Origin of the sequence: Spirillospora sp. NPDC052269 (genome assembly GCF_040679435.1) — a bacterium.
Classification (GTDB): domain Bacteria; phylum Actinomycetota; class Actinomycetes; order Streptosporangiales; family Streptosporangiaceae; genus Spirillospora.
This window is the reverse complement of sequence record NZ_JBFAUU010000010.1, coordinates 351,346-362,851: the sequence shown is the minus strand read 5'-3', so window position 1 is coordinate 362,851 and position 11,506 is coordinate 351,346. Positions and strand designations below refer to the sequence as shown.

General features: G+C 69.4%; 12 protein-coding genes and 2 rRNA genes. 9 read left to right on the top strand and 5 right to left on the bottom strand.

Annotation, left to right across the window (positions count from 1 at the left end):
* Together AB0L06_RS23545 and rrf are read left to right on the top strand one after the other, a co-directional pair.
* Positions 1 to 81 (top strand): 23S ribosomal RNA (locus AB0L06_RS23545); the annotation flags it as partial.
* Positions 82 to 235: 154 nt separating this feature from the next.
* Positions 236 to 352: ribosomal RNA gene (gene rrf / locus AB0L06_RS23540) — 5S ribosomal RNA — on the top strand.
* A gap of 105 nt (positions 353 to 457) precedes the next feature.
* Here rrf and AB0L06_RS23535 read toward each other — a convergent pair.
* Complete coding sequence (locus AB0L06_RS23535; protein ID WP_500233213.1) at positions 458 to 799, bottom strand: hypothetical protein; 342 nt, start codon at positions 797 to 799, stop codon at positions 458 to 460.
* A gap of 765 nt (positions 800 to 1,564) precedes the next feature.
* On the opposite strand from AB0L06_RS23535, the gene AB0L06_RS23530 reads away from it, so the two are divergent.
* The 4 genes from AB0L06_RS23530 to AB0L06_RS23515 all read left to right on the top strand — a co-directional run bounded on the left by AB0L06_RS23530 (position 1,565) and on the right by AB0L06_RS23515 (position 4,307).
* Entirely contained in the window at positions 1,565 to 2,197 is a 633-nt protein-coding gene (locus AB0L06_RS23530; RefSeq protein WP_500233212.1) for a DUF1707 SHOCT-like domain-containing protein, read from the top strand.
* A gap of 35 nt (positions 2,198 to 2,232) precedes the next feature.
* On the top strand, positions 2,233 to 2,781 hold the full coding sequence (locus AB0L06_RS23525; RefSeq protein ID WP_500233211.1) for a class I SAM-dependent methyltransferase: 549 nt from the start codon (positions 2,233 to 2,235) through the stop codon (positions 2,779 to 2,781).
* Between the two features lie 86 nt (positions 2,782 to 2,867).
* Entirely contained in the window at positions 2,868 to 3,428 is a 561-nt protein-coding gene (locus tag AB0L06_RS23520) for an RNA polymerase sigma factor (RefSeq protein WP_500233210.1), read from the top strand.
* Positions 3,429 to 3,437: 9 nt separating this feature from the next.
* Positions 3,438 to 4,307, top strand: a complete 870-nt coding sequence (locus tag AB0L06_RS23515) for a hypothetical protein (protein WP_500233209.1) — start codon at positions 3,438 to 3,440, stop codon at positions 4,305 to 4,307.
* Positions 4,308 to 4,367: 60 nt separating this feature from the next.
* On the opposite strand, the gene soxR is transcribed toward AB0L06_RS23515, so the two are convergent.
* A complete protein-coding gene (gene soxR / locus AB0L06_RS23510) occupies positions 4,368 to 4,817 on the bottom strand; it encodes a redox-sensitive transcriptional activator SoxR (RefSeq protein WP_500233208.1) in 450 nt (149 codons plus the stop codon).
* A 34-nt stretch (positions 4,818 to 4,851) separates the two neighbouring features.
* Positions 4,852 to 6,360 carry an MFS transporter gene (locus AB0L06_RS23505; RefSeq protein ID WP_500233207.1) on the bottom strand — a complete coding sequence of 503 codons (1,509 nt, stop codon included), beginning with the start codon at positions 6,358 to 6,360 and terminating at the stop codon, positions 4,852 to 4,854.
* Positions 6,361 to 6,634: 274 nt separating this feature from the next.
* Here AB0L06_RS23505 and AB0L06_RS23500 point away from each other — a divergent pair, with 274 nt between their 5' ends.
* Positions 6,635 to 7,264: a hypothetical protein gene (locus tag AB0L06_RS23500; protein WP_500233206.1), complete on the top strand. Its 630-nt coding sequence runs from the start codon at positions 6,635 to 6,637 to the stop codon at positions 7,262 to 7,264.
* A 273-nt stretch (positions 7,265 to 7,537) separates the two neighbouring features.
* Here the strand turns inward: AB0L06_RS23500 and AB0L06_RS23495 are convergent, their stop codons facing one another.
* A complete protein-coding gene (locus tag AB0L06_RS23495; protein ID WP_500233205.1) occupies positions 7,538 to 8,302 on the bottom strand; it encodes a glutamate racemase in 765 nt (254 codons plus the stop codon).
* A gap of 7 nt (positions 8,303 to 8,309) precedes the next feature.
* The gene (locus AB0L06_RS23490) at positions 8,310 to 8,948 is read right to left on the bottom strand and encodes a 2-thiouracil desulfurase family protein (RefSeq protein ID WP_500233204.1); all 639 of its coding nucleotides are present in this window, start codon (positions 8,946 to 8,948) and stop codon (positions 8,310 to 8,312) included.
* 113 nt (positions 8,949 to 9,061) lie between these two features.
* Between AB0L06_RS23490 and ctaD the strand changes: the two genes are divergently transcribed.
* Together ctaD and AB0L06_RS23480 are read left to right on the top strand one after the other, a co-directional pair.
* Entirely contained in the window at positions 9,062 to 10,732 is a 1,671-nt protein-coding gene (ctaD, locus tag AB0L06_RS23485) for an aa3-type cytochrome oxidase subunit I (protein ID WP_500233203.1), read from the top strand.
* A 71-nt stretch (positions 10,733 to 10,803) separates the two neighbouring features.
* Positions 10,804 to 11,493 (top strand): class I SAM-dependent methyltransferase family protein, encoded by a 690-nt coding sequence (locus AB0L06_RS23480; protein ID WP_500233202.1) that lies wholly within the window; start codon positions 10,804 to 10,806, stop codon positions 11,491 to 11,493.
* The last annotated feature ends 13 nt before the right edge of the window (positions 11,494 to 11,506 follow it).

The following is an 11,506-nucleotide window of genomic DNA, read 5'->3' as shown; positions in this document are numbered from 1 at the left end:
CGATTGGGTTGATAGGCCGGGGATGGAAGCACGGTAACGTGTGGAGTCGACCGGTACTAATAGGCCGAGTGGCTTGAACACACTGAACGTTCAAATTGATCGCTGCTGTTCGAGATGTTCGCGTCCCTGTGTGGTTCCCAGAAAACAATCCTGGTCGAACCGTACAAAACTGAATGCTGAGCTTTAACGGCTCGGACGAGACTTGCCGGCCCGCTTGCGGGTTGTGCGTTGATCGTTCGGTGGTTATGGCGAGGGGGAAACACCCGGTCCCATCCCGAACCCGGTAGTTAAGCCCCTCAGCGCCGATGGTACTGCATGGGAGACTGTGTGGGAGAGTAGGACGCCGCCGGACTTATATTGAGTGAGGCCCGCCACAATGTGGCGGGCCTCACCACTTTTCAAGGGCCCCGCCATATTCATGGCGGGGCCCTTTTTGCTTTCAGAGGTCTTTTCCTGTTCAGGCGATGATGTTGGCCGGCACGTCCAGCCAGACGGACTGGCCGGTGGCGGAGACTGTCAGACCGAAACGGTCCCGGGCAGGCTGACCGAGGGAACACCAGTACAGCCAGGCGTTGGACGCCTCGGCCCACAGGTCACGATCGCCGTAGGTGGTGACCTCGTATTCGGTGGAGTTCGGCGTGTACTCGACGGTCGCCCAGGAGCCGAACCCACGCGAGCCGCGGTGGGATTCACGCAGCCACAGGGTGGCTTCGCCGCTCTCGTCCTCGGCGTCACACAGGTCGTAGCGGATGCCGGGGGCGAGTGCGGAGATGAGTCCGAGCAAGGTGATGTAGGCCAAGTCCTCTTGAGTTCGAATCGGGACGCGTGGAGGTCGTATAGGCGATGTTCCAGTCCTGGCATCACCATTCGAGGTAGTGGGGGCAGGGCCTTCGCCATGTCGTTGCCGTCGCGGGGTGATGGTGCCCTCCACTGCGAGGCCCGCTTTGGGGCGGGCTGTTTGCTAGGCGGGGCGGCGACGTACTCGTCTGCGCCTGCGTCCTGGTGGCGACGTAGGCCGAGATGGTGGTGGCCGAATCGTCCTCAAGAGGAAGGTAGGCGCGAAGCTTCGTTGCTTGTCTGTGGTGGGGATAGGCGCAGCCCGAAGGAAGCGTCAGCTGGTCACCGATCTCGGCATGCTGGTTGTCGGGTCGATCGCCTTGTCTGCCCTGCTCCACGTTCCGATCCGGGGCGACCAAGGTAAGGGTTCTTCTACGACTTCGAGTGCTGGTCATGCTCACCGGGTGGTCGCGGCCGCTTCCGGGAATGGGGTCAATCCGTGCGGCTCGCCGGAAGCTCCATGCCTCAGGCACAGTCCGGGTTGGCAAGCCGGGTGGTGCCCTCTGGAGATCCCTGGACGGCGCCTGGCGAAGGTGCGAGGTCGCGGGTGTCCGCAGGGGCGGGGACCTTGGCCTCTGGGGACTGGTTGTGGCTCGAGTGTCCGGTGTCGGTGATCGGTCGGCCTGTCTGAGCTTGCCGGCGGTTCGAGCGGACGCGTGGATGCGTGACGGGTTGCTCTCGAACGAAGCGCTGCTTTCGAAGGGACGGAACGAATACTGTTCTTCGTATGACGGAGGAGAGCCTGCCGGAGCGGCGTCCCGAGCTGAGGGCCTCGCATGAGGACCGGGATCGGGTGGCCGAGCAGTTGAGGGTCGCCGCCGGGGATGGCCGCCTGACGCTTGAGGAGCTGGGAGAGCGTCTCGAGAAGGCGCTCACGGCGCGCACCGAGTCCGATCTCGCGGTTCTGGTGACGGACCTTCCCGCACCCCGCGCCGAGGCTGGGCCTGTCCCGGCGGCCAAGGCCAAGGATCTCGTGCGGATCGAGGTCGGCAGCAGCAGCACATCGCGCGAAGGTGAGTGGGTGGTACCGCGGGCGATGGACATTTCCGTTCGCAGCGGCAGTGTGAAGCTGGATCTGACGTCCGCCGTCATCACCCACGGCGTCCTCCGGATCGCCGCCGAGGTCAAGAGTGGCAGTCTGAGGATCGTGACTCGTCCCGGCATCGTCGTGGACGCCGACGAGGTCGGAGTCAAAAGCGGATCGGTGAAGGTCCGCGTTCCACGGGCGGCCAAGGGGGCGGCCCCGGAGACGTTCCTCCGGGTGGAGATCGTCGGCTCGGTGCGGAGCGGGTCCATTCTGGTGAGGCCACCGCGGCGCGGGTTCCTCAAATGGCTGCTCCGACGTCCCCCCAAGTACTGATGGGGGACGGGGAGCCGTCGGCGCATCCTGACCGGGTGCGGTGGAACGCCAAGTACGAGGCTGCCGACGAGCCGAGGTTCGCGCCGCATCAGCTTGTGGAGTGGGCGCTTTCGGCGGATCTTCCGGACGGGCCTGTGCTGGATCTGGCCTGCGGCCCTTCGGGGAGCGCGCTGCGGTTCGCGGCGGAGGGCCGGGCGGTGACGGCCGTCGACGTGTCCGAGGTCGCGTTGGGGTTGTTGCGCGATGAGGCGCGACGGCGGGATCTGGGCGGACTGATCACGCTCGTCCAGGCTGACCTCGTGACGTGGCGGCCGTCCGTCGGTGACGAGTACGCCGTCGTGCTGTGTGCCGGCTTCTGGGACGAGAGGGTCTTCAAGCCTGCGGTCGAAGCCGTCCGGCCGGGCGGGCTCGTCCTGTGGGAGGCGTTTACCGACGAGGCCCGGCATCGCCGCCCCGGTCTGCCGTCTGAGTGGTGTCTCGGCGAAGGCGAACCGGCGTCCCTCCTGCCCGCCGGGTTTTCGACGCTCCTGCAGGAGGATCTCCCTGACCAGGCGAAACGGAGGTTCGTCGCGCGCTCTGCGTGATCGGGGAGAACAAATTCGCGGATGCACCCCAACGTTCCGTGCCTGTCAGCCGTTTTTCAGGGTGACGACGTTGAGGCGGAGGGTGCATGGCTGTCTGGGCTCAGACCATGGCCGCGCTCGCGGATCGGCGGGGCGCGGCGTTGAAGCGGTACGCGTTCCTCTTGTGCGGTGACGATGCCGAGGCGGACGACCTGGTGCAGGAGGCACTGGTGCGCGCGTTCGCTCGGCCCGGTCATCGGACGGAGGACGAGGCCGAGGGATATGTCCGGCGCATCATGCTCAACCGATTCCTGGACGCGAAACGCAGCGGACGGGTCTGGAGGCGGGTGAGTCCCCTGCTGCACCGTCGGGACTATGTGCCCGACGCGTCCGGCCAGGTCGTGGTGAACGCGGACGTGCGTGCGGCACTGGCGCGGCTGTCGCCGAGACAGCGCGCGTGCGCGGTGCTGCGCTACTACGAGGATCTGACCGTCGCCCAGATCGCAGCCGAGTTGGGCTGCCGCGAGGGCTCGGTCAAGCGCTATCTGAGCGAGGCGCACCAGCGCCTGGCCGAACTGCTGGGCGACGGCGAGGACGCGGACGAGGGACGGACGGCGGTGGCCGTGCGCGGGACGGACGCGCGACCCCGTCCGGCGGCGAGGAAGTAGGAGAGGGCAATGGAGTCGAAGCTCGAAGAGATGCTGGCCCGCCGCATCGCGGATCTGGCGGACGAGGCGCACCCCCTGTCGGTCGGCTCGGAAGAACTGACCGGGCGGGTTCGGCGGCGCAGGCGCGCTCGGAACACGACGCTCGTCGTGGTGGCCGGTGCGGCGGCCGCGACCGCCGTGGGGATCCCGCAGATCTGGGCGGCGACCCGCCCGGCCGGGCATCCCGGAGGCACGACGGGCTCCACCTCCCCGGACATCATGGTCGCCGCCGCGCCACCGTCCTGGGTCAACGCGCCCCCGAAGTACTGCGGCGCTCCACGAGTGACCACTCCGTCCACCCCCGAGGCCGATAGTTCCGGGCCTCCGGACCAGGGCGCTCTTGACCGCGCCGCCCGCACCATCGAGAACGTCATCGGTGGCGGCAAGGAGGTCACCAAGGGCGGACGCACCCCTGGCACGCTCGAGCGCTCATATGCCGGTGTCGCCATCGACAACACCTGGCGCAAGGTCACCGTCTACCGGCTCCCGAACGACCGCCTGGACACGGCCGTCTGCGGCGCCGTCCATGATGTGACCGTGGAGATCCGCGGCGCCTACCGCAACGAGACCGACGCGGGTCGCATCGTCACGCAGATCGTGGCCCAGCCCAAACACCCCACCTTTGAGATCTACGGCGTCGGCCCCCTCCCGGACGGCCGCATCCAGGTCGATACCGATCACCCCGCCGAGGCGGCCAAGGCCCTGGCCCACTACGGTCCCGGCATCGTCACGCGCCAGTCGAGCCGTTCCCAACCCCTCCGAGGCGGCGATCTCGGCCCGGCCAAACCCGGTCCACCAGGCGATCCGGTGCCAACGACCCCGCAAATCACCCCAAAGTGATTGCTCGCCATGTCAACCAACCAGAGCCGGCCGCACAAGCCGCACCAGCTTGTTGGACGGTCAGGGTTGTTGGAGTCGGACTGGTCCCGGGCCGTGGTCCCCGAGGGTGTCGTCCGGGTTGAGGAGCAGGCACGCCTTCATCGACAGGCAGCCGCAGCCGATGCAGCCGGTGAGCTCGCGCTCGAGCCTCTCGATGACGCGGCGGCGCTCCTCCAGTTGCCTCTTCCAGTGCCGGGAGACCCGCTGCCAGTCCTTGTGGGTGGGGGCGCGATCGGTGGGGAGGCCGGCGAAGACCTCGGCGACGTCCGACAGCGGGATGTGGAGGCGCTTGGCCATGATGATCAAGGAGATCCGGCGGAGCATGTGCCGGGGGAAGGCCCGCTGATTGGCGCCGGTGCGTTCGCTGAAGATCAGGCCCTTGCGTTCGTAGAAGTGCAGGGCGGAGGCGGGCACGCCAGTCCGGCGGATGACCTCACCGATCGTGAGATGGTCGTCAGGATCGACGTGCACGAACTGCTCCTTGGTCGGTACGGGGCGTTGGGCGTCAGGAAGTACGGCGGGACGTCGCGGCGGGGCGGTGGATCAGGACGGCCACCACGGTCGACAGGACCAGGCAGAGAAGGCCGACACCGAGCTGAGTCAGCTGCCAGGACCAGGTGAAGGCGTCGAGTTCCATGTTCTCGGCTCCGCTGGTGAGGCGTCCGGCGCCGACTGCGGCGGCGCGGGTGGTGTCGCCGAACCTGGCCGCGAGGAGGCCGATGAGAGAAGCACTGTAGGCGGCGATCACCAGGGCCTCGGCCGCTCCCCGCAGGGTGTTGAGGAAACCGGCCGCCATGCCGACGGCGTCCGCGGGGACCAGGGCCATGGCCTGCCCGTCGGTGATGCCGAAGGACACCCCCATGCCGACACCGATCATGACCAGCGGCGCCGCGACGGCCGCGATCGCGTCGTCGGCGTTCAACGTCACCAGCCACAGATTCCCGGCCGCGACCAGTACGAGCGCGATCGAGATCAGCAGACGCGCCGGAACACCCTTGTTCACCAGGGCCACGGCGACCAACGGCGTGATCAGTACCGGTGCGGTCAGCAGCAGCATCGTCGCCCCCGCGGCCGCAGGGGAGAGCCCGGCCGCCGCCTGCAGGTAGGTGGGGAGGAAGACCAGGACGCCGAGGAAGCCGATGGAGGTGGTCAGGGTCGCGAGACTCCAGCCCAGGAACCCGCGATGGGCGACCAGGGCCGGCGCCAGAAGCGGAGCTGCGCTGCGCCGCTGGAGGATGCCGAAGACGACCAACACGACCAGGCCCGCGATCGCGGTGAACAGGACGACCGGGTGCGCCCAGCCGAGCCCGGGCGCTTCCAGGAGCGCGAACATCAGGAGTGTCAGTGCGGCGACGAACAGGACGCTGCCCGCCCAGTCGAGCCTGTCGGTGCCGGGTGCACGGGACTCGCGGGCGCGGGTGCCGCACGCGGCGACCAGCAGGCCGACGACGGTGAAGACCGCGAAACTCCCGCGCCATCCGGCGGTGGTGATCAGCAGGCCCGACAAGGTGGGGCCGATGGCGATCCCGACCCCGGCCATGGTGCCCATCAAGGCGAAGGCGCGATTGCGAGCCGCGCCGGCATAGCTGGAGGCGAGGATGGCGCCGCCGGCTGCCATGACCCCGGCGCCGCCGATGCCGGAGACGACGCGGGCGATGTCGGTGACGACGATCGCCGGGCTCAGCACCGTCCCGAGGAATCCGGCCGCGAAGACCAGCGCCGAGGCGACGAACACCCGTCGGCGGCCGATCCGGTCGGCGGCCGAACCCGCGATCAGCGTCATTGCCGCGAAGGCCAGGTTGTATCCGGCGACGACCCAGTTCAAGGGGGACCCGGAGGTGTCGAGATCACGACCGATGCTCGGCAGCGCCACCGCGGTCCCCGAGATGGACATCGCCACCAGGACGACACCGGCCATGACCACCGGAAGCGTCAGCGGCGACGGCCGATCCGCCGGGGCCGGGGCCGGATGCGGAGTGAGCTCGGTGGCCGTGCGGTCCGTTCTCTTCGCCATCGGGTTCGCTTTCTCTGGTCCTGAGCAGACGGCGAACAGCCCACCAGCTCAACCGTGGTTAAGGTCAAATGCCCTGGTAGAGCCGTGAAGGTAGGAGATCGTCAAGGCCGGCCCATCAGTGGCCTCGTCAGATGCGGGACGCATCGGAGCGTGTCCCGCCCGTGCGAGTCGGCCTCTGCCGGAGAGCAGGGCAGCGGCATGGTGGTGAGTTGCGCCGGGGATCTCGTAGGACGCCTGATACAGGCGACTCTCCGCTGTTCCTCACACAACCGCAGTGTTCGGGGACGAACCCTGGCGCGGACTTGCGGAGCAGCTGCCCAGCCAACACGGCAACGACCTCGGCTCCGGCCCTGGCCCCGGCCTCGGCCTCGGCCCCGGCCTCGGCCCCGGCTTCGCCTCGGCCTCGGCCCCGGCTTCGCCTCGGCCTCGGCTCCGGCTTCGGCCTCGGCTCCGGCTTCGCCTCGGCCTCGGCCCCGGCCTCGGCCCCGGCCTCGGCCCCGGCCTCGGCCCCGGTCCCGGCCTCGGCCCCGGTCCCGGCTTCGGCCCCGGCCCCGGTCCCGGCTTCGGCCCCGGCCCCGGCTTCGGCCCCGGTCCCGGCTTCGGCCTCGGCCCCGGCCCCGGCTTCGGCTTCGGCTTCGGCCTCGGCCCCGGCCCTGGCCCCGGTCCCGGCCTCAGCCCCGGCCTCGGCCCCGGCCCCGGCCTCGGCTCCGGTTCCGGTTCCGGCTTCGGCTTCGGCCCCGGCCTCGGCCTCGGCCTCGGCCTCGGCCCCGGCTCCGGCCCCGGCTTCGGCTTCGGCTCCGGCCTCGGCCCGGCCCTGGCCCCGGCTTCGGCCCCGGCCTCGGCCCGGCTCCGGCCCCGGCTTCGGCCTTGGTTTTGGCTCCGGGGTCGGTCCTGGTTCTGGTGACGGCGGGGGTGTCGGCGGCGGGCTGTTCTTGTGGATTGCGCGGTGGTCGTTGGGGGTGAAATGCGGATTTGCCGTCTGAGTGACGGCGGTTTCTGTCTCTCGCCTGGGTCTACGGGTGTGGGTTGGACGTCATGGGCGGCCGGAGTCTTGCGCGCATCTCGCAGCCGTAGTCAGAGGGTGACTGCCATCCGAACGATCAGGGGTGATGCCCTGCGGCCCCTTCCGCGGTGTTCCGACCATCCCTCCGGCAGGGACTGCGTGGGCGGCTCCGGGTCAGGAGACGGGGGAGGGGTGGAGGGCGTTCCAGTAGCGCTGGGCGATCGGGGGGAGGTCGGTTTGGCGGCCGCTCTGGAAGACGGTGAGGGTGCCGGTGGGGGCGGCCTCCGGGGTGGGGGACTCCTCGAGGCGGCGGAGGGTCTGGGTGGCCAGGGCGGTCGCGGAGCTGAACAGGCCCGGGGAGGCGGGGAAGGCGGCGGAGATCTGGGGGGCGATCAGTTCGTAGTGGGTGCAGCCCAGGACGACGTGCTTGATGCCGTCAGGGGTGGCGCGGACGGCGGTGTCGATCGCGGTTCGCAGGCGGTGCGGGTCACCGGAGTCGACGGCGTCGGCCAGGCCGGGGCAGGCGACGCGGTGGACGGGGACGTCCGGGGCGAAGCGGCGGATCAGGTCGGCCTGGTAGGCGCTGTGCGTGGTGGCGACGGTGGCCCATACCGCCACCGGTCCGCCCGCCGCGGCGGCGGGCTTGATCGCCGGGACGGTGCCGATCACGGGGACGGCGGGTTCGAACGCCAGGCGCAGGGTCGGGAGGGCGTGCACGGTCGCGGTGTTGCAGGCGACGATCAGCGCGTCCGGCTCGGTGGCGGCGGCCGCCCCCGCGCAGGCCAGCGCCCGTTCGGTGATCTCCTCCGGCGGGCGCGGGCCCCAGGGGGCGCCGTCCGGGTCCCAGGAGAGGACCAGGTCGGCGTCCGGGCGGACGCGGCGGACCGCGGCGGCGGCGGCGAGCAGGCCGAAGCCGGAGTCGACGAGAGCGATGCGCATCTGAGCCTCAGGATTCGAGTTCGGCCAGGTAGGCGGCGGCTTCAGGAAGTTCTTCCTCGCTGAATACCCCGATTCCGGCCGAGGTCAGCAGGGCCGCCGTGACGCCCGTCCCGGGTACTTGGGTGCCGGAGAAGGTGCCGTCGTAGACGCGGTGGCTTCCGCAGGACGGGCTCGACTCCTTCAGGATCGCGATCCGGATCCCGGCCCGGCGTGCGGTTTCGAGGGCGATTCGGGCCCCTCGCATGAACTCGTCCGTGACGTCCTCACCAGTGTCGGTCACGATCCGTGCCTCGGGGGCCGGAACGGTCGGCTCCTGGCCGGAGACCACGGTGTTCGCGGCGGCGGGACGGTCGCCCGTCCGGCCTTCTCGGGTGGGTGTGGTCTTCGGGACGAGGGGTGAGTCACTTGTGGCGGTTGCGTCGGCCTGCGTGTGGCCTGCGGCATCGCGGCCGACGGGAGTGAGGGCGAGGAAAGGCCCGGCGGGGGCGAGTTCGGCCGGAGGGCGAGGGACGGGGAGTCCGCCGGAGACCTCGGGGCAGACAGAGACGAGACGGCCCTCGGCGCGCCAGCGCTCGAAAGGGTCGTCCGTTACGGGCTTGGCCGTGGCGTCATAACGCACGGGCCTGCCCATCAAGCAGGAACTCACCAATATCCGCTCCACGCACACCAGCCTAGGAGGTCGCGGTGAAGCGGTGTGTCTTGCGTCTCACGGGAGACCGGCGAATAGTTGAGGACACCCCCGTCCCAAGGGAGTAAGGCATGGTCCTACTCGGCCGCCCCCTTCCCGAGGCGCCAGCGCGGCGGCGCACCCGGGGATCGGTCCTGGTGTCCTGGATCACGACCACCGACCACAAGGTGATCGGGCATCTCTACCTCATCACCTCGTTCGCGTTCTTCCTCCTCGCCGGGCTGATGGCGATGGTGATGCGGGCGGAGCTGTTCTCGCCCGGGCAGCAGATCGTCAGCAACGAGCAGTACAACCAGCTGTTCACGATGCACGGCACGGTCATGCTGCTGCTGTTCGCGACGCCGCTGTTCGTGGGGTTCGCGAACGAGATCATGCCGCTGCAGATCGGCGCGCCGGACGTGGCGTTCCCGCGGATGAACATGCTGAGCTACTGGTTCTTCCTGTTCGGCGGGATCATCGTGATGCTGTCGTTCGTGACGCCGGGCGGGTCGGCCGCGTTCGGCTGGACCGCGTACTCGCCGCTGACCAGTTCGATCCGGTCGCCGGGCGTCGGCGGCGACATGTGGATCATGGGGTTGGCGCTGTCCGGGTTCGGCACGATCCTCGGCGCGGTCAACTTCATCACCACGATCATCGGGATGCGCGCGCCCGGGATGACCATGTTCCGGCTGCCGATCTTCACCTGGAACACCCTGCTGACCAGCCTGCTCGTCCTGCTGGCGTTCCCGGTGCTGGCGGCGGCGCTGCTGGTGCTGGAGGCCGACCGGCGGTTCGGCGCGCACGTGTTCGACGCGGACGTCGGCGGGGCGCTGACCTGGCAGCACCTGTTCTGGTTCTTCGGTCATCCCGAGGTGTACATCATCGCGCTGCCGTTCTTCGGGATCATCACCGAGATCATCCCGGTGTTCAGCCGCAAGCCGCTGTTCGGCTACTTCGGGATGGTCGCCGCGACGATCGGCATCGCGGGCCTCTCGATGGCGGTGTGGGCGCACCACATGTTCACCACGGGGCAGGTCCTGCTGCCGTTCTTCTCGTTCATGACGTACCTGATCGCGGTGCCGACCGGGGTGAAGTTCTTCAACTGGGTCGGGACGATGTGGCGGGGCCACCTCACCTTCGAGACGCCCATGCTCTGGGCGATCGGGTTCCTGGTGACGTTCCTGTTCGGCGGGCTGACCGGGATCATCCTGGCCTCGCCGCCGCTGGACTTCCAGCTCCAGGACTCCTACTTCGTCGTCGCGCACTTCCACTACGTGGTGTTCGGGACGGTCGTGTTCGCGATGTTCGGCGGCTTCTACTACTGGTGGCCGAAGTTCACCGGGACGATGCTGAACGAGACCCTCGGCAAGATCCACTTCTGGACGCTGTTCGTCGGCTTCCACACCACCTTCCTCATCCAGCACTGGCTGGGCGCGGAGGGCATGCCCCGCCGGTACGCGGACTACCCCAAGGAGTTCACCGGGCTGAACCGCGTCTCGAGCGTCGGCGCGTTCCTGCTCGGCGCGTCCACCCTGTTCTTCCTCTACAACGTCTACATCACCTGGAGGCATGGGAAACGTGTCGAGGCGGACGATCCCTGGGGGTACGGCAACTCCCTGGAGTGGGCCACGTCGTGCCCTCCGCCGCGGCACAACTTCAAGGCGATCCCGCGGATCCGTTCGGAGCGTCCCGCGTTCGACCTGCACTACCCGAAGCTGCCGCCGGAGTCCGCACCCGAGCATGTTCCGGATCCGGAGGGATAGCGGAAGTCCGGGATCGGCCACCCGGTTCCGTTCCGCGACCCAGGGATCACGCTACGTCTACATTGCTGCGCATGGAGCAATGCAACCAACCGGTCGGACGTGACTGGACGGCTTGGCATGACGCTTACGACGAGCCCGGGTCGGCGCTTTCGCGGCGACTGTGGACCGTCCAGCAGCGTCTGCGCGAGGCCGTGGACGCCGCGCCGCCGGGACGGATCCGGGCGGTCAGCTTATGCGCCGGCCAGGGCCGCGATCTGATCGGCGCCCTGCGCGACCATCCGCGCCGCGACGACCTGGCCGGACGGCTGGTCGAGCTGGACCCGGCGAACGTCCGCCAGGCCGGGAAGGCCGCTCGCGACGCCGGGCTCAAACGGGTGTCGGCGGTCGTCGGCGACGCGTCCCGCACCGACGCCTACGCGGGGGCCGTCCCGGCGAACGTGGTGCTGGTGTGCGGCGTGTTCGGCAACATCGCCGACGTCGACATCGAGCGGACCATCGGCCTGCTGCCGCAGCTGTGCGCGCCCGGCGCGTTCGTCGTCTGGACCCGCAACCGCCAGCCGCCGGACGTCACCCCGCAGATCAGGAAGTGGTTCGCCGAGCACGACTTCGAGGAGCGCTGGGTCTCGCCGCCCGAGGAGTGCGGCTACGGCGTGGGCGTGCACCGTTTCGCCGGGGTGCCCCAGCCCCTGCGGCGCGGTGTCCGGATGTTCACGTTCGTCGGATACGACGTGCTTCGTCAGGGGCTTCCCTGGCCGAGCTGACCGACCCTCGTGC